The organism is Ensifer aridi, from assembly GCF_002078505.1.
Taxonomy (GTDB): domain Bacteria; phylum Pseudomonadota; class Alphaproteobacteria; order Rhizobiales; family Rhizobiaceae; genus Sinorhizobium; species Sinorhizobium aridi.
Genome location: NZ_LUAV01000039.1, coordinates 1 through 21,127, shown reverse-complemented (window position 1 = coordinate 21,127; position 21,127 = coordinate 1). Strand labels below are relative to the sequence as shown.

Here is a 21,127-nt window from a genome sequence, read left to right as displayed (position 1 = left end):
AGCCGGTCGGAGGGAGGAAGTCTTACATGACTTATACGTTTGATTTCGGTGCGGTCCTCGACCGCGCCCCGGAATTGCTATGGGGTTCGCTTGGAACGCTTGGACTTGCGTTGGCTGGAATGCTCCTCGCACTCGTCATCGGAATCCTGGGCGTTGTTGCAAGGACTTCCAAGAGCGAGATCACGCGCACTCCCGTGATCGTGTTCGTCGAGGTCGTGCGTAATACGCCATTCCTCGTGCAGATCTTCTTCATATATTTTGCCCTTCCTCTCATGGGCATACGCCTCAATCCGACCGTTACGGCGATCATTGCCCTCGGCATCAATGGTGGGGCGTACGCCATCGAGATCATCCGCGGCGGGGTCGAGAGTGTGTCGCGCGGCCAGATCGAGGCAGGTTTCGCACTTGGACTGCACAAGGCGGACGTCTTCCGGCTCATCGTGCTCAAGCCGGCGCTGCGGGCGATTTATCCCTCGCTCACAAGCCAGTTCATCATGCTGACACTGACAACGTCTGTCTGCACGTCAATCGCCGCCTACGAACTGACCTCGGCCGCTCAGCGCATTGAGTCTGACACCTTCCGCAGCTTCGAAGTCTATTTCACGGTCACCGCTATCTACCTGGTTATTTCGACCCTGATGATGGGCCTCTTTGCCCTGATTTCTCGCCAATACTTCAACTACCCGACGCGATAGGAGGCAGCCATGGGTCCCATCGGCGAAAATGAATTCTTCTTTTTGATGCAGGGTTTGAAGTGGACCGTCCTGCTCGCGATCGTGGGCTTCATCGGTGGGGGGATATTCGGAATCCTGATAGCGCTGCTGCGCACCTCGAAGAAGAAGGTCGCCCGGACGGTCACCGCAGGGTATATCGGTGTCTTCCAGGGCACGCCCCTTCTGATGCAGCTCTTCGTTGTCTACTACGGCGTTGCGCTGTTGGGCATCGAGGTCAACGCGTGGATCGCGGTCGCAATCGCCTTCACGCTCCATGCCAGTGCTTTCCTGGGCGAGATCTGGCGCGGCTCCATCGAGGCTGTGCCGAAGGGCCAGACGGAAGCCGCCAACGCCCTCGGTCTGCATTATGTCTCGCGGATGAAAGACGTCATCCTGCCGCAGGCCCTGAAAATCTCGATGCCGGCCACGATCGGCTTCCTTGTCCAGCTCATCAAGGGCACGTCGCTAGCAGCAATCGTCGGCTTCATTGAACTGACTCGCGCCGGCCAGATCATTTCAAACCAGACCTATCGTCCGCTGCTCGTCTTCGGGATCGTCGGCGCAATCTACTTCAGCATTTGCTGGCCGCTCGCCCATGCCGGAAGTGGCCTCGAAAAACGGATGGCGAAAGCTGCCCGCTAACCGCTTCGCTCGAAGCAAAACTCTTGAGGAGGAGAATAAGCATGCACAACAATCGTAGGAATTTTCTCGGACTTGCACTGGCAACCGTTGCCTTCGCAACCGTTGGCCCCGTCGCCGCCTCTGCGGCAACTGTAGAGGAAATCAAGGCAAAGGGCACGCTTGTGGTCGGCATCCAGGGCGACAATGCGCCATGGGGGTTCGTCAACACAAGCGGCCTGCAGGACGGCTTCGACGCTGACGTCGCCAACCTTTTTGCCAAGGAGTTGGGCGTGAAGGTTCAATTCCAGCCGCTCGCCGTTGCCAACCGAATTCCGGCGCTTACGACCGGCAAAGTCGACATCCTGTTCGCAACGATGGCGATGACGGAAGAACGTGCGAAATCAATTCAATACAGCAAGCCCTACGCCGCTAACACGATTTCGCTTTATGCCGCGAAGTCCGACACGGTTACGAAGCCTGAAGACGTTGCGGGATGGGAGATCGGCGTTCCGAAGTCCAGTTCGCAGGATAAGGCAGTAACGGACGCCGTCGGATCCACCGCAACGGTCCGCCGCTTTGATGACGACGCCGCAACCATCCAGGCTCTCATCTCCGGACAGGTAAAGGCGGTTGGCGGCAACCAGTTCTATGGTCAGCGTCTGGATGCGGCGAGTGCCGGCACCTATGAGCGCAAGATTGACTTTCTGACGACTTACAACGGCGTCGGGACCCGTCTCGGCGAGAAGGACTGGAACGAAGCCGTCAACGCCTTCATCGACAAGATCAAGGCCAATGGTGAGCTGGCTGCCATCACGAAGAAGTGGATGGCGATCGATCTGCCGCAGTTCCCGGAATCCATTCCGAACATCCCGTTCACCGTCAATTAAAGCCCAAATGGAGAGTTCCGTGCTCAATTCCGCAAACGATCAACCGACGCTGATTTCCCTTGAGGACGTGCAGAAGTGGTACGGCGCTTTCCATGCCTTGAAATCCATCAGTCTGTCGGTCCGCAAAGGCGAAAAAATCGTCCTCTGCGGGCCGTCAGGCTCCGGGAAGTCAACGTTAATCCGCTGCATCAATGCCCTCGAAACGATCGAGGACGGCAAGATTGTCGTCGAGGGTCAGGTACTGGACGGAAGCACAAAGTCCGTTGATGCGATACGGCGCGAAGTGGGAATGGTCTTCCAGAGTTTCAATCTCTTCCCGCACATGACCGTACTTCAGAACTGTACACTCGCCCCGATGCGTGTTCGAGGCACAAGCCACGCTGACGCAGAGCGACTGGCTCGAAAATATCTCGAGCGCGTTCGAATCCTTGACCAGGCCGAAAAGTATCCTGCGCAGCTATCCGGCGGCCAACAACAACGCGTTGCCATCGCTCGCGCGCTCTGCATGGAGCCGAAGGTCATGCTCTTCGACGAACCAACCTCTGCCCTCGATCCTGAAATGGTGAAGGAGGTGCTCGACACCATGATCGGGCTCGCCCGTGACGGAATGACGATGATCTGTGTCACGCATGAAATGGGGTTTGCCCGTCAGGTCGCTGATCGCGTCATCTTCATGGCCTCCGGAGAAATCGTCGAAGAGGCCGAACCGGAGATCTTCTTCAAGTCTCCCAAGCACGAACGCACGAAAACCTTTCTCGGCGAAATCCTGGCCCACCACTGACGTTCGAAAGCGAGAGTAATGCGCGACAAGAAATTCCTCGTGGGACTGATCGGCGCCGACATCCAAATGTCAAAGTCCCCGGCGCTCCACGAAACGGAGGCTCGACATCAGGGCCTTGATTACCGCTACGAGCTTCTCGATCTGGCCGCGCGAGGCCTTACCGCCTCGGCGCTGCCGGACCTCCTCGACGAGGAAGAACGGCGCGGTTTTGCCGGGAGCAACATTACACATCCCTGCAAGCAGTCGGTGATCCCCCACCTCAGCCGCCTTTCCGAGGATGCAGAGATGCTCGGTGCGGTCAACACCGTGGTCTTTCGTAACGGCGAGAGGATCGGCCACAACACTGATTGGTACGGTTTCTACGAGAATTTCCAGCGCGGCCTTCCGGACGTCGCGAAGTCGCATGCCGTCCTGCTTGGCGCCGGCGGCGCCGGTGTCGCCGTGGCGCATGCTGCAATCAAGCTCGGCATTAAGAGATTATCGATCTTTGACCAGGATTCGAAACGAGCAGAAACCTTGGCTGGGCAGTTGAACGATCGGTTCTCAAGGGATTGCGCTCGTGCCACGACGGATGTCGGCAGCACCCTGCGCTCCGCCGACGGCCTTATCCACGCGACGCCGACGGGTATGAAGAGGCATCCTGGTTTGCCGATCGACCCGGAATGGCTTCTGCCACGACATTGGGTCGCCGACATCGTCTATATGCCGCTCGTCACAGAGCTTCTTGCTCTCGCCGAAAGAAAAGGCTGCCGGACCCTTCGTGGCGGCGGCATGACCGTCTACCAGGCAGCAGCGGCTTTCGAATTGTTCACCGGGATAGCACCCGACGCAGAGCGCATGTCCCGTCACTTTATGGACTTGTGCCGCCTGTCGGCTTGATGGGGAGATCCCAAATGCCGCATATCATCATCGATTATAGCCGGGGCGCAGGCGAGCATGTCGCCATGGACCGGCTCACGCTGAGCGTGCATCGCTGCGTTCGCGATGGCGGCCTTGTGAAACCGTCCGCCGTGCGCACGCTTGCGCGGGAGGCGACATACTCCTGCGTGGGCGACGAGCATGTCGATAATCATTTCATCCAAATCATCGTGCGGATGGCACCGGGTCGTACTGCAGAGACCAAGCAGAAGCTTCTCACTGCCGTTCTCGAGGCCGCGCGGGCGATCGCCGCGCCTGCTCTCGAAGCTGGGAGGATCGGCTTGCGCGCAGATCTCTACGAGTCGGATCCTGATTTTGCCGTTCAAGCAATCGCGTTCGTCTGACCAGGACAGCGTGCTCAAGAAGGAAAATACACTATGAGCCTGATCTACGTTCTCAACGGACCAAACCTCAATCTGCTTGGCAAACGCCAGCCGCACATCTACGGGCATGAAACGCTCGCAGACGTAGAGGCGGACTGCCGCAAACTAGCAGCCGAACTCGGCCATGAAATCCGCTTTCATCAGAGCAACCGGGAATACGAGATCATCGATTGGATTCATGAGGCGCGCGAGGACGGTGCGGGCATCGTCATCAATCCGGCAGCCTTCACCCATACCTCACTCGCCATCCTCGACGCTCTGAACACATTTGAAGGGCCTGTGATCGAGATCCACATCTCCAATGTGCACAAGCGCGAGAGCTTCCGACACCATTCGTTCGTTTCGCATCGCGCGGACGGCGTGATCTGCGGCCTTGGAACAGAAGGATACCAGCTTGGCATCCGGCGCGCGGCCACAATGATCAAGGCGGCGAGCAAGAGCTGAGGTGACCATGACCCAACGGGTTAAGCTGGCCGTACTTGGCGCAGGCCTCATCGGTAAGCGCCATATTCAATACGTCCTGGCCGAGCCCTTGGCGCAACTCAGTGCCGTGGTCGATCCCACGCCGGTTGGCGAGACTATTGCCAAGGAAGCCGGGGTGAAGTGGTTTACAAGCTTCGCGGACATGATTGCCGCAGACCGACCTGACGGGATCATCGTGGCTACGCCCAACCAGGCTCACGTCCAGAACGGGTTGGAAGCCGTTGAAGCTGGCGTTCCCGCACTCATCGAGAAGCCTATCGCCGACGACATTATATCCGGGGAAAAGCTGATCGCAGCGGCGGAGGCAAAAGGTGTTCCTCTATTGACCGGCCATCACCGCCGACACAATCCGGTGATGCAGAAGGCAAAGGAAATCATCGAAAGCGGGAAGCTCGGCCGCGTTCTTGTTGTCAATGCGATGTTCTGGCTGTTCAAGCCCGACGATTACTTCGACATCTCGTGGCGTCGTGAGCGCGGTGCGGGGCCGGTTTTCCTCAATCTCATCCACGATGTCGATAATCTGCGTTACCTTTTCGGCGATGTGGCCGCGGTTCAGGCACGCGAGTCCAACGCAGTGCGCGGCAACGCAGTTGAGGAAACGGCTGTGATCCTGATCGAGTTCAAGAATGGAGTTTTGGGAACTGCGACAGTCTCGGACTCGGTGGTCGCACCGTGGAGCTGGGAGATGACAACCGGAGAGAATCCGGCCTACCCCAGAACCGAGCAATCCTGTTACATGATCGGAGGAACGCACGGCTCGTTGGCTGTTCCGTCGCTCGAGGTCTGGCGCAATCCTGCTAAACGGAGCTGGTGGGAGCCACTTGATCAAAAGCGCGTCGAGGTCGACGACGAGGACCCGCTCGTCCTGCAGATCAGACAATTCTGCAAGGTGATCCGCGGAGGCGAACCGCCGCTTGTCAGCGGGCGTGAGGGGCTCGAAACCTTGAGGGTGATCGATGCGGTAAAACGCTCGGCGGCAACGGGAGAACGTATTGAGTTGAACTGACCCCTGAGCAATGTTTAACGCAACCGCTTCCGTCTCCTTGCATCCGATGCGAGGTGAACGCCGGCTCACCACTGACGAACGAGCAGTGCGGCGGTCCTGTTTTCGAGCGCTCCTGTTCGAGATCGCTGGCAGTTAAGCCACTTCGACATTCCTCAAATCGGCTGCATGCGCCGCATGTCGGATAGCTGGCCACGCTCGACTTAGGCATCGCCCTTTTGGCGGAGGAAATCGTCGCCGAGGATTTGGCCGCCTGCGTCAACGCGGCCGCTCTGTCTTCGCCGCCATCGAAACACGCCCGCTTCCGGCAACGACGCAACGCTTCATCGAATTCTGGGTGACTGCTTGGAGCCGACTTAGGCGAGAAATCAACGTCCGCCTTGAGCGTACCTTTTTGTCATTCGGTACTTGGGTTCGGATGTCCGCACTGGGCCGCACTCTGCCCTCTGCAAGGTGCTTATCCAACGACTGTTGTGTGGCGAAAAGGCCATATCCCCGTCGTGTGAGCGCCGCCATGGCGCTCACGGTGTCGTTGCGCCCGCTACCGGAATCGACCCCAACTACCGTCTGGTGCAGGGACAAGAGTCGTCAGGAGGCGAGTCTTTACCAGCTGCAGCCCAAACAAGCTCAGTCATTTCTCCTGGGCCCAGCGGTGGATCATTCCTGGAAACTCGACAGGTTCCCATGAGAATGGGTCTCCGCTTCGAATCCGATCCGGGCGACAGTTCCCCTATTCTGCAACCGGTACGAACATGCCGAGCTTGATGTCCTTCAGCACGACATTGGTATGGATACGCTTGATCTGCGGGTTTTCGGACATCAGGTTGGCGGTTATTTCGTCATACTCCCCTACATCGCGCGCCGTGATGATCGCGATGAGGTCAACCGAACCGGTGACGTAGTAGACCTGCTGGATGTGCTCCTGTTTTGCTAGCCAGACCCGGAACTTGGACAGGGCATCGTAGTTCTCGCGTTCGATTTCCATGCCCGCGATGAACGTCATGGGGTTGCCTGCCACCTTGCGGTCGATGAGCGCGATCTCGGCCGTAATGATGCCCGAGTCCCGCATGCGCTTCAGGCGCCGCTGCACGGCGGAGGCAGAGAGGCCGACGAGGTCGCCGATCGCCTCGGCCTTCATCTGGCAGTCGACCTGGATGATGCCCAGAATCTTGCGGTCGAAGTGGTCAATCGGCTCCATGGTCTTATCCCTCTCGGTCGCTTTCGCGCATAATATGCACAGACTGCGCGGCAAAGCTGCAGATTCCTGTCCATTTGTGCCTATCTGTTTCCCAGTCTGCCGGTTTTTGCGTCGATTCTGCGCATTTGTCGCAGGTGCGTGGCAGAACGGCCAATCCTTTGGTCGTTGCGCAAGCTTCTCGCTGGTTCTACGGGCCGTCATGCTCCTCCCATCGCCCATGATGAGGAACCGACATGGCACAGTACAACATCGCACTTATCGGATTCGGCGGGGTCAATCGCGCCCTTGCCCAGCTCGTGGCCGAGCGGAACGATCGCTGGCAGATGGAGCTGGGCTTTCGGCTGAACATCGTTGCGGTGACCGACCTCAACCTCGGCTCCGTCGTTTCGCCGAACGGCATCGATGCGTGCATGCTCGTCGAGACGAAATTCGAAAGGGGCGGCTTCGCCAGGCTGTCCGGCGGATCGACCGAAGCGGACAACGAGAAGGTGATCAGGCAGGCGCCCGCCGACATCGTTGCGGAAGCCACCTTCACCAATCCGGACGACGGCGAGCCGGCAGTTTCCCATTGCCGCTGGGGGCTTGAAAGCGGCAAGCACGTGGTCACCACCAACAAGGGGCCGGTCGCCCTTGCCGCCGCCGAACTGAAGGCGCTCGCCCGCCGCCACCATGTCTCTTTCGAATATGAAGGGGCGGTGATGAGTGGGACGCCGGTCATCCGCGTGGCCAGGACGATGCTTGCCGGCGCCGGGCTCACCGGTTTTGAAGGCATCCTCAACGGCACTTCAAATTTCGTTCTGGGTCGCATGGAGGGCGGGCTCGGCTTCTCCGAGGCGGTGAGCCAGGCCCAGGCGCTCGGCTATGCCGAGGCCGATCCGACTGCCGATGTCGACGGCTACGACGTGCGGCTCAAGGTGGTCATTCTGGCGAATGAACTGCTGGGGGCTGCGCTCAAGCCGGCCGACGTCTCCTGCAGGGGGATCTCGTCGCTCACCGCGGCCGACATCGAGGCCGCCGCCAAGGACGGCTGCCGCTGGAAGCTGATCGGCTCGGCGATCCGCCGTGAGGACGGCCGGATCGAGGCCTCCGTGGGGCCGCGCCGCCTGGCCCTCGACCATCCGCTCGCCGGCGTGAATGGCGCCATAAACGCGGTTTCCTTCACCACCGACATGCTCGGAGCCGTGACCGTCACCGGTCCGGGAGCCGGTCGCGTCGAGACGGCCTATGCACTTCTCTCCGACATCGTCGCCATCCACCGTGCCGCACCGGCCCGCATGACGAAGGAAGCCGCGGAATGACAACTGCAAGGCTCCAGATCGCTCCGAGTGTGGAGGAGGTCGCCGTTTTCAACCCATACGACGGCTCGCTGGTCGGGCGCGTCGAGGCAAGCGGCCCGGGCGATGTCGAGGCGCTCCTTGTCCGCGCCAGACAGAGTGCTTTGCTGTCGCGCGCGCTGCCCCGGCATCGCCGGGCGGCCATTCTGGAAAGGGCGACACGGCTCGTCGGGGAGGGGTGCGAGGACTTCGCGCGCACCATCGTCCGCGAGGCCGGCAAGACGATCGTCCAGGCGCGCAAGGAGACGCTGCGCTGCGTCAACACGCTGAAACTCGCCGCGGAGGAGGCCAAGCGCAATGCCGGGGAGATCGTGCCGTTCGACGCCTATGCGGGCTCTGAATCGCGGCAGGGTTGGTTCACGCGAGAACCGCTCGGCATCGTCGCCGCGATCACGCCTTACAACGACCCGTTGAACCTCGTCGCGCACAAGCTGGGCCCCGCCATCGCCGGCGGCAATGCGGTGCTGCTGAAGCCTTCGGAGTTGACGCCGCTTTCTGCTCTCAAGCTCGTCGAGACCTTGATCGAGGCCGGCCTGCCGGAAGCGATCGTCACCGTCGCGATCGGCGGCGCGGATCTCGGGCGCGCCATGGTGTCGGCTCGGGAGATCCGGATGGTGTCGTTCACTGGCGGTTTTGCGACCGGGGAGGCGATCACCCGCGCCGCCGGGTTGAAGAAACTCGCCATGGACTTAGGCGGCAATGCTCCGGTCATCGTCATGGCGGACTGCGACCTCGGCAAGGCGGTGGAAAGCTGCATTTCGGGCGCCTACTGGGCGGCCGGCCAGAACTGCATCGGCACACAGCGCATCCTTGTTCAGGCCGCCTGCTACCACAGTTTCCGCGAAGCGTTCGTGGCCGGCACGCTCAGGCTTCAGTCCGGCGACCCGGGCCGGGAGGAGACCGATGTCGGGCCGATGATCTCGGAGGCTGCGGCCGAACGGGCCCAAGCCGCCGTCGAGCAGGCGATTGCCGCCGGGGCGCGGCTGCTGTGCGGCCACCGACGCGAGGGTGCACTTTATTATCCGACGGTGATCGAAGCCGTCCCGCGCGACAACCGACTCTGGCGGGAAGAAATTTTCGCGCCGGTGGTCATGCTCGAACGCTTCGAGACGCTTGGTGACGCGATCCGCATGGCGAACGAACCCGATTGCAGCCTGCATGCCGGCATCTTCACCAACAACCTCGCTGATGCTCTGGAAGCGGCGGCCGGTATCGAGGCGGGCGGCGTCATGATCAACGACTCCTCGGACTACCGCTTCGACGCTATGCCCTTCGGGGGTTTCAAGCGCGGCAGCATGGGGCGCGAGGGCGTGCGCTTTGCCTACGAGGAGATGACCCAGCCGAAAGTGGTCTGCATCAATCGGGTCTAGCGCGTAGAAAATCGGCGTGGAACGCACTTACGTGCGGCCAAAAATTTCATTAGAGGCAAACTGCGCGGCCGAACCGCGCAAGCGGGCGATAAACTCCGGCAGGACAAGCCACGCAAAAGTGGGGAACGAAGCGAATGACGAGCGACTCCTGCGCGTTGCGCGTGGATGACGTACACAAAAGCTACGGTATTCATGAGGTGCTCAAGGGCATTTCGCTCGCGGCAAAAAAGGGCGATGTCATCTCGCTGATCGGTTCCTCGGGTTCGGGCAAGAGCACCTTTCTGCGGTGCATCAACTTCCTCGAAATTCCCGACCGGGGCAGCTTCGTCATCAATGGCGAGGAGGTGCTGATGAAGACCGGTGCAGACGGTCGTGCCCATCCCGCCAGCTGGCGACAGGTGGAGCGTATTCGCACCGGCCTCGCCATGGTTTTCCAAAGCTTCAATCTCTGGGCCCACATGACCGTCCTGGAAAATGTGATCGAAGCGCCGGTCCATGTCCTCGGCATGAACCGCAAGGAGGCCGTCGACGAGGCCGAGGCGCTCTTGCAGAAGGTCGGCCTTTACGACAAGCGCAATGTCTATCCGGCCTTCCTGTCGGGCGGCCAGCAGCAGCGCGCCTCCATCGCGCGAGCGCTGTGCGTTGACCCTTCCGTAATGCTGTTCGACGAGCCGACATCGGCGCTTGATCCCGAACTCGTCGGGGAGGTGCTCAAGGTCATCCGCGATCTCGCCGAAGAGGGCCGGACGATGCTGCTCGTCACACACGAGATGAAGTTCGCCCGTGACGTCTCCAGCCATGTGATGTTCCTGCACCAAGGCCGGGTGGAGGAGGAGGGCACGCCGGAGCAGATCTTCGGCGTTCCCAACAGCGCCCGTTGCCGCGAATTCACCAACTCGGCGCGCCACTGAACACCGCACTCGCAAATCGAAAAAGAAGGGGGACTGACATGAAAACTGCGATCTATCTTGCCGCCGGAGCCGCGCTCCTGCTCTCTGCCGCTGGCGCGAGCGCCGAGGTGCGCTTCGGCATTATGAACGAAGCCTACCCGCCGTTCTTTACCAAGGACGCGACCGGCAAATGGGTCGGCTGGGAAATCGAGCTGATGGAGGCCGTCTGCGCTGAGATGAAGGAGACCTGCTCCATAGTCGACATGTCCTGGGATGGCCTCATCCCCGGCCTTCAGTCGAAGAAGTTCGACGTCATCTGGTCTTCAATGTCTATCACCGACGAGCGCATGAAGACGATCGCCTTCACCGACAAGTACTACAACACGCCGAGCAAGCTGATCGGCGCGCAGGACGGCAAGACCGGAACCACCGTCGACGATGTCTCCGGTAAGACGATCGGTATCCAGGTTTCGACGATCCAGACGGAATATTACAAGAAGTACTATGCGAGCGCGGCGTCCGAAAAGACCTATGCAACGCTGGACGAGGCCTTCCAGGACCTCGCCGCCGGCCGCGTCGATTACGTCTTCGGCGATTCCATTCCGCTGATGACCTTTCTCCAGTCCGATTTCGGCAAGGATTGCTGTGAGGACAAGGGCAATGTCAAGGACGATCCGGAGGTTCTCGGGCAGGGCATCGGCGGCGGCCTGCGCAAGGAGGACACCGAGCTTCTCGCCAAGCTGAACGCCGCCATCGCCGCGGTACGGGCCAGCGGGAAATACGCCGAAATCTCCAAGAAGTACTTCGACTTCGACCCCTACGGCGAGTGACGCAACGCGCGGGACAATCGTAGCGGTGTCCCGTCGTTCGTTCCGCCAGCACCACCCCAGAAAGACCAGCGTTCGAGCCGCAGCGGTCCCGACCGGTCGCCTACAGCGCCGCGCGTCTTATCGGACGCGCAAAGGTCGCCGCTAGCACTTTGAATTGCTGCATGTCTTGGTCCTCAAATCGAGGTCGATTTAAGGAGACATGCAGGAGGAGCCGTCTTCATGCCGACAAGTCCATCCGCTCTGGAGCTGCTCTCCCCCTATCCGCCGGGATGGGGCGGGGTGCTCTTGTCGGGCGCGGTCTCGACCATTCTGATCTCGCTCGGCGCCTATCTGCTCGGCATATTGGTCGGGCTGGCGGGCGCGACGGGCAAGCTCAAGGGCAGCCGCCCGGTCGTCGTCCTCTTGGATTTCTACACGACGGCGGTACGCGCTGTTCCGGAGTTGATCCTGATCATCGGCCTCTATTACGCCGGGACTGACGGCATCAACGGGCTGTTGTCGGCGCTCGGATTCCCGCCGATAGAGATCAACGGCTTCTTCGCGGCCGTCGTAGTGCTCGGTATCGTCCAGGGCGCCTATATGACGGAAGTGCTGCGTGGTGCGATCCTCGCCATTCCCATCGGCCAGATCGAGGCCGCCAGCGCTTTCGGCATGCGGCCTTCGCTGCGCTTCCGGCGTATCGTTCTGCCGGCATTGATGCCGAATGCGCTGCCCGGCATGGCCAACCTGTGGATGTCGGTCACCAAGGACAGCGCGCTGATCGCCGTCGTCGGCTACCAGGAGCTGGCGCTCGCTACACGGCTCGCCGCCGGCAATACCAAGCATTACTTCCTGTTCTTCTTCGCCGCCGCCGTGATCTACCTGATGATCACGCTCGTCTCCAACGTCGTGTTCGGCAGCCTCGAAACCTATTTCCGGCGCGGCCAGCCGAAAGCGGCGTGAGGAGCGGACGATGGATTTCTCGTGGGTTTCCAACTATTGGCCGCTGATCGTCGCAGGCGTGATACAGACCGTGCTGCTGCTGGTCATTTCGGTCGTTTTCGGCTTCATCCTGGCGATCGGCCTTGCACTCGCGCAGGTGAAGGGCCCTCCTTGGCTGCGATGGTGCGCCAAAGGTTACAGCACCTGGTTTCGCGGCACGCCCCTGCTGATCCAGCTGTGGCTGCTCTACTACGGTGTCGGGTCCTTTCTCCCGATGATCCCGGGCCTGCGCCAAAGCATTCTGTGGCCGATCGTGCGCGAGGGCTTCTTCTTCGCTGCGGTAAGCTTCACGCTAAACTATGCCGCCTACGAGGCCGAGGTGCTGCGCGGCGCGCTGCTCGCTGTGCCGAAGGGTGAACTGGAAGCCGGACGCGCCTTCGGCATGAGCCGCTGGACGCTCCTTCGGCGCATCTGGCTGCCGCGGGCGATCCGCATCGCCCTGCCGACGATCGGCGGTGAGGTGGTGCTGCAGCTGAAGGCGACGCCGCTCGCCTTCACCGTTACGGTGATGGATCTCTACGCCGTCGCGTACAAGGTCAGGCAGGACACGCTGCTCGTCTACGAGCCGCTGATGGTGGTCACCGTCTTTTACTTTTGCCTCACTCTCCTCATCACGCGCGCCTTCCGCTTCGTCGAGATGCAGGTGCCGATGCGGCGCTGACCGGGCCAGGCACCACGCCGGCCTTCCGGCCGGACAGCTCATCTGCCGCGCAAATCGCTTTCCCCGCGCAGCTTTTTCGCGGCGGGCAGGGAGATTGCGCGGCTGAAAACGACGCCATCTCCCTAGAATTCCCAGGACCGAAATCGCAGGAGGACCAGATGACTGTAACGAAACTCTCAGACCTCCCGGATCACGGCTACCAACGGCCCAAGAGAGCGCCTGCCGCAAGGACGGGCCTCAGCCGCGACACGCTGGCGCTGAGCGGCGGGCTGGTCATCGATCCCGCGACGAAGGCGATCGCGCCGAACATTTCCATGTCCGTCAACAATGTGCTAGTGCCCGGCGACGGCGCCTTTTCCGCCGATGGCGTCGATGACCTGACGGCGCTGCCCTTTCTCTATGCGCGCTGGACCAACCCGACCGTGCGGCAGCTGGAACAGCGTCTGGCCGCGCTCGAAGGCGCGGACGACGCCGTCGCGACGGCGACGGGCGTCGCGGCGATCGGCGCCACGTTCCTCACCTTCCTGAAGAAGGGCGATCACCTGATCCTGAGCGACGTCTGCTATGCCGGCGCCAATGAGCTCGCCCGACGCATCCTGCCGGACTACGGCATCGAGGTGACGCCGGTGAACATGTCCCGCCCACAGGACGTGGCGGCCGCCTTCAGGCCCAACACGAAACTCGTCCATTGCGAAAGTCCGTGCAATCCGATCCTGCGTCTCGCGGATCTTACGGCCATTGCCGGGCTTGCGCGAAAGCACGGTGCGCTGATGTCGGTCGATTCGACGCTGGCCACGCCCGTGGCCACCCAGCCGCTATCGCTTGGCGCGGACCTCGTCATCCATTCGCTCACGAAGTTCATCAACGGCCACGGCGATGCGTTGGGCGGCGTTGTCTGCGGGCGCAAGGAACTCGTGGAGAAAATCCGCTCGCGCGCCGGCGTCTATCTCGGTGCATCGATGCCGGCCATGAACGCTTGGCTGATCATGCGCGGCATCGACACGCTCTTCCCCCGCATCCGGACGATCTCCGAGACGGCTGCGCAGGTCGCGGCCTTCCTGCAAGGCCATCCTGCGGTGACGGCCGTGACCTATCCCGGCCTTGCCTCCCACCCCCAGCACGATCTGGCGAAGCGCCAGATGGAGCTGTTCGGCGGCATGGTGACATTCCAGGTCGCGGACCCCGGCCGGATGGCCCTGCAACTCGCCGAGCGCCTCAGGGTCGCCCACTACGCCTTCTCGCTCGGTCATCAGCGCTCGATCGTGGTGCTGCTCGACACGCAGGAGATGATGACCTCGACGTACCAGCTCGCCGGTGACCAGCTCGAGGATTACCGCCGCTTTGCCGGCGACGGGGTGTTCCGCCTTTCGGTGGGGCTGGAGGCGCCCGACGACCTGATCGACGATCTCGACCAGGCGCTTTTGGGCTGAACGGCGGGCAGGGGGAAGACCATGGCGAAAACGCGCGTTGAGACGGATCTTCTAGGGCAACGGGAGTTGCGGGCCGATGCCTTGGTCGGCATCCATACGCTCCGGGCGGCGGAGAACTTCGACGTTTCCGGCATCAGGCTCCAGTTCGACGCGATCTTCGGCACGAAAGCCGTAGAGGAGCGCGATCCGGTGCGATATTGACGGGAAGGGAGCGATGGCAGTTTTCACGGATCTTTCGGAGACCGACTGTAGCCGGATCGCGACGGCTTACCGCATCGGACGGTTGACCTCGGTGATCGGCATTGCCGATGGCGACGCCGAGACCACCTTTCTTTTCCGCTCCGAGCGGGGCGAGTTCATCGTCACCCTGTTCGAAAGCGGCGCCGATCCCTTTGATCTCGAACGCGCTTTTCGTACCATGGAGACGCTCGCGGCCGCCGGCGTCCCCTGTCCGGCGACCTACCGCACCGACGCGGGTGCGCCGACCATCACCGTGTCGGGCGAGCTCGTCGCCGTCGTCGGCTTTGTGCCGGGCTCCGGTGCGAGCGAGATCACGCCCGGCAAATGCCGCGCCCTCGGATGCTGTGCCGCTCGCATCCACCAGACGCTGCAGCGTCCCGCAAGGGGCGCGCCGGATGGTTTGCCGAAAGGTGCCGTGCATGGTGCGCTCACCCGTGACAACGTCTTCTTTCTCGGCGAGAAGGTCAGCGGCGTCATCAATTTCCGCCTGCGCCATGACGATGTCCTGATCGCCGAACTCGCCCAGCTCCTGCTGCACTGGACCGCGCGGATGGACGGAACGCTCGACGGCGCGCTCGCTAGCGCCCTGCTTGCCGGATATGGAGACGTCCGCCCCCTCAGCGAGGTGGAACGGCAGGCCTTGCCGGCCTTCATCATGGCGACGACCGCCACCTCGTTCGCGCAGGATCACCGGATCGCCGATCTCGAAGCTTCCGCGCAGCGGGCCTTCGCCGCCGCCAAGGCCTGTATCGAGGGGATGCAGCCATGAAGCGCATTCTCGACCGTTCGGACGAGCGCATTCTCGCCGAGCTGACCCGCAATGCCCGCATCCCCCATGCTGAGCTCGCCGAAAAGGTCCATCTGTCGCGCAACGCCGTGCGCCAGCGCATCGAGCGGCTGGAGCGCGACGGCCTGATCCAAGGCTACACGATCGTCGTCGGGGAGGGAAAGCCGCGCGCCTCAGCCATTGCCGCGATGATGTTTGTCTATCGCCACGACCGCATGCGCGGCGGCGACGTCATCCAGGCGCTGAAGCGGGTGCCGGAGGTCGTGTCCTGCGACGTCATGAGCGGCGAGTTCGACCTCGTAGTGCGTGTGGAGGCAAGCGCGGCGGACCGCATTCGCGAAATCTGGCAGGAAGTGTCGGCCTTGCCCGGTGTGCGCGACACGCTGACGGCATTCGCATTGTCTTCGATGATCAAGCGCTGACTGAAACGGAAGGAAAGTTCATGAAATCCATCAGAATCCTCGATGGCGGCATGAGCCGCGAACTTGTCCGGCTCGGCGCGGAACTCAGGCAGCCGGAATGGTCGGCGCTCGCCCTGATGGAAAGCCCGCAGATCGTCAGGCGCGCGCATGAGGAGTTCATCACTGCAGGGGCGGATGTCGTCACCACGAACAGTTATGCGCTGGTACCATTCCACATCGGCGAGGAACGGTTTCGCACCGACGGACGCAGGCTGATTGCGCTTGCCGGTCGCCTGGCACGCGAAGCCGCCGACGGTGCGACGGATCGTAAGGTACTCGTCGCTGGATCGCTGCCGCCGATCTTCGGCTCATATGAGCCGCAACTGTTCAGACAGGATCTGGTGCAGGATTACCTCGGGGTCTTGGTGGAGGAGCTCACCCCGTATGTCGACGTCTGGCTCGGAGAAACGCTAAGCCTTGTGGCGGAAGCCGAGGCCGTGCAACATGCGGTGGCGGGCACCGGCAAACCCTTCTGGATTTCCTTCACCCTCGAGGACGAGCCGGGTGCCGAAGACGCACCGGCGGCCCTGCGTTCCGGCGAAAGCGTTAAGGATGCAGCGCGCAAGATCGCGGGACTGGGCGCTTCGGCGCTGCTCTTCAATTGCAGCCGCCCGGAAGTCATGCGGCGGGCCGTCGAAGAGGCGGCCGGCGTCTTTACGAAGGGGCGCCGCTCTATCGACATTGGCGTCTATGCCAACGCGTTCACCTCTGAGGAGGACGGTGCAGCCAACGAGACGCTGCATGCCATCCGCGACGACCTTTCTGCTGACCGATATTCCGGTTTCGCCTGTGACTGGGTGGAAGGCGGAGCGACGATAATCGGCGGCTGCTGTGGCGTCGGCGCATCGCACATCCATCGCCTCTCGGCCCGGTTCAAGGGGCGCGCAAGATAATGCTTTCTCACGTCTTGTTGCCGAGGATGGTCGCCGGTTCGATTCCCTTCCAGGCGAGGGATCGGAGTCGGCATCCCGGTACGGGCGGCAAGTTGCGGCTTCCGATCGTCTCAGTCGGGTGGACAGTTGTCACGCAAGAATGGCACGGGCAACGGCTGAATTGCGCGCCATAAGCGGTCGTCGATAAGCCGATTGCCGAATGACGTGTTTTGACCGTTTGCTGCCTGTCCGGTGCTGGCGAAAAATTGAGTAAGCCGCCGTTCAGCTGACGACCTCTTTGTGGTCATCTGGTTTGCTTCCGCAATAGCGAAGTTGGGCTAGCGTCGGCTCTGCGCCCTCGCGAAAACTCAACGTTCCGGCTGCTTTACCCGCACATTCAATCGGATTGGGCGTCAACTTGCTTCGGTGTGAGCAGCGGTATTGGCTCTTGGCGTTCTATGATCCGCTCGATCCTTTCCCGCAGCCATGCGACGCCGGGGTCTCGATCCCTCTTCCCAGACCAGATTATCGACACCAGCGGATATCGAGGTCGAGCGGCACAGGGCTCGGCGTAGGCCGAACATCGGGCCCATACGCGACGCAAGACGGGTAGGCACTGTTATAATCAATTGCGCTGTCGAGGCGACGGCAAACACGGTCAGGAACTCCGAGCCGGTCATAACCACGTTCAGCTGCGCTTCCGCCCTGGTAAGCGCGTTCTCGAGACAGCCTTGCAATGTGTTGTTCAGGCTGATCAGCCGGGAACCCCCGAGGAATTGCAACGCCACCATTGCATCGGCCACCGCATGCCCAGCGGCAAGTTCTATCGATGGGAGTTCGAACGCGCCGGCCAGGAACTGCTGGTAGACGCAAGCGGCCCCGTCGTCCTTGATGACGAGGAGCTGATGGTCGAATCCGCGATAGAGGGTCTGGGCATCGCCTATGTGGCGGATTGGGCTGCCGAAACGGCCTTGTCCGACGGCAGGCTACGCAAGGTCCTGACCGCGTGGATGCCTGCTCCGGAACGGGTTGCGGCCCACTATCCCGGACATCGGGCCGTGCCGCCGGCCCTGCGGGCCTTTCTCGATATCGTCAAGGACATGCGGAAGAAGGGCCTTAGCCGATTAACGAAGCAGCCATGCGGGGCAATCGTAGTTCTTCGCATCGTTTCGTAACAATTGAAGTTGCAAAATGGCGCTGTACGCTCTATGCTCGCGGTCTGAACGAAATTCAAGGCGAGAGCGATATGGAACGTGTCATAGACACGGCAGTCGTCGGTGCGGGCGTCGCGGGTTTAAGCGCCGCTTTGTTCCTCGGCAGAGCAGACCGGTCGGCCATCGTATTCGATGGAGGCACGACCCGAATCGAAAGCGTTGGGGAAGTCCGCGAATACCTCGGCTTCGATGGGTTGCCGCCCCAGGAGCTTCTTTCCCGAGCGCGCGCCGAGGCCCACAAATATGGGGTCGAGATCAAACGCCAGCGGGTAACGTCGGTGACGCCACGCGCCGACGGACTTTTCGAGGTGCATCACGGCCATTCGGTAACGATGGCTCGCACCGTTGTTCTTGCAACCGGGCTGATCGACAAGCTGCCTCCGCTTTCAGGAGTGCCTAAGGCCTGGGGCCGAGATCTTCGCGTCTGTCCATGCTTCGACGGCTATGAGGTGCGGGGGAAGCACTTCGTGGTCTTCGGAGTGCCGAAGAGGCTGGTCCACATGGCATCATGGGTTTGGATGTGGTCTTGCGATGTGACGGTGGTGTCGGAGCATGCTTTCACCGATGCCGAGCGCGATCGCTTGCGGCTTCTGGATATCGACGTGATAGCCGACGAGGTGACGGGACTGGTTCACAGCGGCGAGCGCCTTGAAGCGCTCATGACGCGCAAGGGGAAATCGATCGCTTGCGACGCCGCGTGGATTGCCGCTGATATGGTCGCGGCCTCAGATCTCGCCGCAAGCTTGTGCGATGTCGACGAAATGGGATTGGCGCGGGTTGACAGCGCCGGACGGACAAGCAGACCGGGGATTTTTGCCGTCGGAAACGCTGCCGATCCCGCCGCTCATCTCGCTCACGCATCTGCTGCCGGCACCAATGTTGGCCCGCATGTCGTCATGTATCTGCTGGAGAGAGAGATAGAGCGGCGAACGGCCAATCAGAAGAACGCCGATTCGGCTGACATTTCACAAAGAGCGTCATGAGAACCGACAGCCGCTTATCCCGCATGCTCCACATCCTGCTGCACATGGCCCGCCATGATCGCCCTTATACATCCGAGCAGATCGCCGGAATGCTTCAGACGAACGCCGTTGTCGTTCGTCGGACCATGGCTGGCTTGCGTGCCAACGGCTATGTTCAATCGGTCCCTGGACAGGGGGGCGGCTGGACGATTGCCTGCGACCTCAACAGAACGACCTTGCTGGACATTCATCGGGCGGTCGGCGGCCGTCATATCTTCGCGATTGGCCTCGACAACGACAATCCATCCTGCGCAGTCGAACGGGTCGTCAACAGCGCAGTCGCGGATGCCCTGGATCGAGCCGAACGGCTGCTGATCGGTAGATTGGGTGAGATCACACTCGCCGAGTTGGCGGAACAGTTCGATGCCATCTGCCGAGCCGAACTCAAACAGTAGCGCCGATTGGTGCCGCCATCGAGTGAACGCAACAAGCTCAAGCATGGCTACAAAGCGTCGATCCATGCGGTCACCGCGGTGTTCACGTCGTCCTTGCGGTCGAGCATGACCCAGTGTCCCGCTCCGGTCCACGCTTCCACCTTTGACCTGGGGTTCGAGAACCACGGCCGCATGCGGCGGGCCTGGGCCGGATCCCGGCACAGGTGGTAGAACGGGATCGTCAGTCGCCGGCAGAATCGGGCGCTCGCCTCGTCCACGCCGACTTGCTCAGGTCCCGTGAAAAGTGGACCAAAGGACTCGCGCACTACATGCTTGGGCATGCCCTGGACTCGTCGTGTGTGCCAGCGCTTGATGGCTGGGTCCGTGGCGGGGTCGTAGACGCCGGCGAACAGCGCGGGAACCACCATGCCGGGATCGTCGTCGGCAAGGTCCTGGGCGGTCTTGCTGAAGAGCCGCGCTGCCGCGGCACCGAAGCCGAGCGCACCGTCGATAGACACGACGGCGCGGACCAAGTCCGGTCTCTTCACCGCGAGCCGCGCCGCGATCTGAGCGCCCATCGAATGCCCGACGAGGACGAACTTGCGTCCCTGATAGCCGGCGAGGATCAACGCCTCGATATCCGTGACATAATCGGCGGGGCTATATGCTCCCGAGGGCATGACTTCGGACCTGCCATGTCCGCGCAGGTCGGGGGCAACCACGCGGTACTTGCTCTCGAACACCGGCAGCTGCCAGCTCCAGTCGTGCGAATCGCAGGTCCACCCGTGGAGCAGCATGACGTTGGTACCGCTCCCCACGTCGGTGAAGAATAGCCGTGCTGTTCGCCCACCTTGTGCCACTGCGGGCGCAGCAATCGCTGTGCCGGCGTCGATTGCGGCGGCCGCCGTTACCCCCATCAGTCCCAGCAACTTGCGCCGGGAAAGTTCAGGACCTTCATTTGCCATGAGCCCTCCTTTGCATTGCACCGGACCGCGCCAGGGAAGCGTCGGGCCGGAATTGATCGCCTGGAGGTGTATAGATATATGTTGGATATCTACGATCAATTATGCACCTTCAGGTGCGTAGATATACGCGAGGATATCGGAATGCCGAGGACCCGACCTGCGGACGTGGACATCGTCTATTTCGCCGATTGCGCGGCGCGATCCTTCTTTGACCAGGTGGCCAACAAATGGTCGGTGATGATCCTGACCATCCTCACCGAGCGGCCGACGCGCTTCAACGCGTTGATGCGCCGATTGGAAGGGATAACCCATAAGGCGCTGACTCAGGCGCTGCGGCGGCTTGAGCGCAACGGATTAATCGCGCGAAGGGTGATGGCGACGTCGCCGGTCGCCGTCGAGTATTCGATTACCGACCTGGGGCGCACGCTGCAAGCTCCCTTCGGGGCGGTCTACGACTGGGCAATCCACCACCTCGACGACATCGAGGAAGCCCAGCGACGATACGATGCAAAGGCCAGACTCTGAGCGGGCGACGTGAGGATAGGGGCGCGCAGAAGATGCTCCTTAACTGCCACGCCGATGCTTCGTTCATGACCGCGAAGCCGACGGTTCGCGCTGGCTGGCGAATGACCGATATGACGGCGCGCAGCGGTCGTTGCGAAGCGTGGCGGGAATGACTGGATCGGGCCCTGGCTGTGTAAAAACGCTG

At 61.6% G+C, this 21,127-nt stretch carries 25 protein-coding genes; 23 read left to right on the top strand and 2 right to left on the bottom strand.

All coding sequences use genetic code 11. The features are described from left to right. Positions 1-26 precede the first annotated feature (26 nt). Genes AYK65_RS30630 through AYK65_RS30595 form a run of 8 tightly spaced genes read left to right on the top strand, consistent with a single transcriptional unit; the run spans position 27 to position 5,792 of the window. Positions 27-695 carry an amino acid ABC transporter permease gene (locus AYK65_RS30630; RefSeq protein WP_026617237.1) on the top strand — a complete coding sequence of 223 codons (669 nt, stop codon included), beginning with the start codon at positions 27-29 and terminating at the stop codon, positions 693-695. A 9-nt stretch (positions 696-704) separates the two neighbouring features. After that, positions 705-1,355, top strand: a complete 651-nt coding sequence (locus tag AYK65_RS30625) for an amino acid ABC transporter permease (protein ID WP_081163141.1) — start codon at positions 705-707, stop codon at positions 1,353-1,355. Positions 1,356-1,396: 41 nt separating this feature from the next. Continuing rightward, a complete protein-coding gene (locus AYK65_RS30620) occupies positions 1,397-2,221 on the top strand; it encodes a transporter substrate-binding domain-containing protein (RefSeq protein WP_026617239.1) in 825 nt (274 codons plus the stop codon). Between the two features lie 7 nt (positions 2,222-2,228). Continuing rightward, positions 2,229-3,002, top strand: a complete 774-nt coding sequence (locus AYK65_RS30615) for an amino acid ABC transporter ATP-binding protein (protein ID WP_046117308.1) — start codon at positions 2,229-2,231, stop codon at positions 3,000-3,002. A gap of 18 nt (positions 3,003-3,020) precedes the next feature. Continuing rightward, positions 3,021-3,881, top strand: a complete 861-nt coding sequence (locus AYK65_RS30610; RefSeq protein ID WP_026617241.1) for a shikimate dehydrogenase — start codon at positions 3,021-3,023, stop codon at positions 3,879-3,881. Between the two features lie 14 nt (positions 3,882-3,895). Beyond that, complete coding sequence (locus AYK65_RS30605) at positions 3,896-4,264, top strand: 5-carboxymethyl-2-hydroxymuconate Delta-isomerase (RefSeq protein WP_026617242.1); 369 nt, start codon at positions 3,896-3,898, stop codon at positions 4,262-4,264. 33 nt (positions 4,265-4,297) lie between these two features. Further along, positions 4,298-4,747, top strand: coding sequence for a type II 3-dehydroquinate dehydratase (gene aroQ, locus AYK65_RS30600; protein ID WP_026617243.1), 450 nt, complete (start codon positions 4,298-4,300; stop codon positions 4,745-4,747). A 7-nt stretch (positions 4,748-4,754) separates the two neighbouring features. Beyond that, positions 4,755-5,792: a Gfo/Idh/MocA family protein gene (locus AYK65_RS30595; RefSeq protein ID WP_081163140.1), complete on the top strand. Its 1,038-nt coding sequence runs from the start codon at positions 4,755-4,757 to the stop codon at positions 5,790-5,792. Between the two features lie 727 nt (positions 5,793-6,519). Here AYK65_RS30595 and AYK65_RS30590 read toward each other — a convergent pair. Beyond that, positions 6,520-6,987 carry an Lrp/AsnC family transcriptional regulator gene (locus AYK65_RS30590; protein ID WP_026617245.1) on the bottom strand — a complete coding sequence of 156 codons (468 nt, stop codon included), beginning with the start codon at positions 6,985-6,987 and terminating at the stop codon, positions 6,520-6,522. A 233-nt stretch (positions 6,988-7,220) separates the two neighbouring features. Here AYK65_RS30590 and AYK65_RS30585 point away from each other — a divergent pair, with 233 nt between their 5' ends. The 14 genes from AYK65_RS30585 to AYK65_RS30520 all read left to right on the top strand — a co-directional run bounded on the left by AYK65_RS30585 (position 7,221) and on the right by AYK65_RS30520 (position 19,474). Next, complete coding sequence (locus AYK65_RS30585; RefSeq protein WP_046117307.1) at positions 7,221-8,285, top strand: homoserine dehydrogenase; 1,065 nt, start codon at positions 7,221-7,223, stop codon at positions 8,283-8,285. Beyond that, the gene (locus AYK65_RS30580; RefSeq protein WP_081163139.1) at positions 8,282-9,691 is read left to right on the top strand and encodes an aldehyde dehydrogenase family protein; all 1,410 of its coding nucleotides are present in this window, start codon (positions 8,282-8,284) and stop codon (positions 9,689-9,691) included. The genes AYK65_RS30585 and AYK65_RS30580 overlap by 4 nt, the downstream gene beginning before the upstream one ends. Positions 9,692-9,825: 134 nt before the next feature. Beyond that, entirely contained in the window at positions 9,826-10,602 is a 777-nt protein-coding gene (locus AYK65_RS30575; RefSeq protein ID WP_081163137.1) for an ABC transporter ATP-binding protein, read from the top strand. A 38-nt stretch (positions 10,603-10,640) separates the two neighbouring features. After that, positions 10,641-11,411: a transporter substrate-binding domain-containing protein gene (locus AYK65_RS30570; protein WP_081163136.1), complete on the top strand. Its 771-nt coding sequence runs from the start codon at positions 10,641-10,643 to the stop codon at positions 11,409-11,411. Positions 11,412-11,630: 219 nt separating this feature from the next. Beyond that, positions 11,631-12,353 carry an ABC transporter permease gene (locus AYK65_RS30565; protein WP_026617250.1) on the top strand — a complete coding sequence of 241 codons (723 nt, stop codon included), beginning with the start codon at positions 11,631-11,633 and terminating at the stop codon, positions 12,351-12,353. Positions 12,354-12,363: 10 nt separating this feature from the next. Then, positions 12,364-13,053 (top strand): ABC transporter permease, encoded by a 690-nt coding sequence (locus AYK65_RS30560; RefSeq protein WP_026617251.1) that lies wholly within the window; start codon positions 12,364-12,366, stop codon positions 13,051-13,053. A gap of 158 nt (positions 13,054-13,211) precedes the next feature. Next, the gene (locus AYK65_RS30555; protein ID WP_046117305.1) at positions 13,212-14,483 is read left to right on the top strand and encodes a trans-sulfuration enzyme family protein; all 1,272 of its coding nucleotides are present in this window, start codon (positions 13,212-13,214) and stop codon (positions 14,481-14,483) included. A gap of 21 nt (positions 14,484-14,504) precedes the next feature. After that, entirely contained in the window at positions 14,505-14,684 is a 180-nt protein-coding gene (locus AYK65_RS30550; RefSeq protein WP_081163134.1) for a hypothetical protein, read from the top strand. Positions 14,685-14,697: 13 nt separating this feature from the next. Further along, the gene (locus AYK65_RS30545; protein WP_081163132.1) at positions 14,698-15,492 is read left to right on the top strand and encodes a phosphotransferase; all 795 of its coding nucleotides are present in this window, start codon (positions 14,698-14,700) and stop codon (positions 15,490-15,492) included. Next, a complete protein-coding gene (locus tag AYK65_RS30540; RefSeq protein ID WP_026617255.1) occupies positions 15,489-15,932 on the top strand; it encodes an Lrp/AsnC family transcriptional regulator in 444 nt (147 codons plus the stop codon). The genes AYK65_RS30545 and AYK65_RS30540 overlap by 4 nt, the downstream gene beginning before the upstream one ends. 20 nt (positions 15,933-15,952) lie before the next feature. Next, complete coding sequence (locus tag AYK65_RS30535; protein WP_081163130.1) at positions 15,953-16,864, top strand: homocysteine S-methyltransferase family protein; 912 nt, start codon at positions 15,953-15,955, stop codon at positions 16,862-16,864. Between the two features lie 608 nt (positions 16,865-17,472). After that, positions 17,473-18,018, top strand: a complete 546-nt coding sequence (locus tag AYK65_RS30530; protein WP_338031571.1) for a LysR substrate-binding domain-containing protein — start codon at positions 17,473-17,475, stop codon at positions 18,016-18,018. A 71-nt stretch (positions 18,019-18,089) separates the two neighbouring features. Further along, entirely contained in the window at positions 18,090-19,040 is a 951-nt protein-coding gene (locus tag AYK65_RS30525) for an NAD(P)/FAD-dependent oxidoreductase (protein WP_081163129.1), read from the top strand. Then, complete coding sequence (locus AYK65_RS30520) at positions 19,037-19,474, top strand: Rrf2 family transcriptional regulator (RefSeq protein WP_034885927.1); 438 nt, start codon at positions 19,037-19,039, stop codon at positions 19,472-19,474. Before AYK65_RS30525 ends, AYK65_RS30520 begins: the two co-directional genes overlap by 4 nt. Positions 19,475-19,521: 47 nt before the next feature. Here the strand turns inward: AYK65_RS30520 and AYK65_RS30515 are convergent, their stop codons facing one another. Further along, the gene (locus AYK65_RS30515) at positions 19,522-20,418 is read right to left on the bottom strand and encodes an alpha/beta fold hydrolase (RefSeq protein WP_244560157.1); all 897 of its coding nucleotides are present in this window, start codon (positions 20,416-20,418) and stop codon (positions 19,522-19,524) included. Between the two features lie 165 nt (positions 20,419-20,583). Here AYK65_RS30515 and AYK65_RS30510 point away from each other — a divergent pair, with 165 nt between their 5' ends. Beyond that, positions 20,584-20,943 carry a winged helix-turn-helix transcriptional regulator gene (locus AYK65_RS30510; RefSeq protein ID WP_026617259.1) on the top strand — a complete coding sequence of 120 codons (360 nt, stop codon included), beginning with the start codon at positions 20,584-20,586 and terminating at the stop codon, positions 20,941-20,943. The last annotated feature ends 184 nt before the right edge of the window (positions 20,944-21,127 follow it).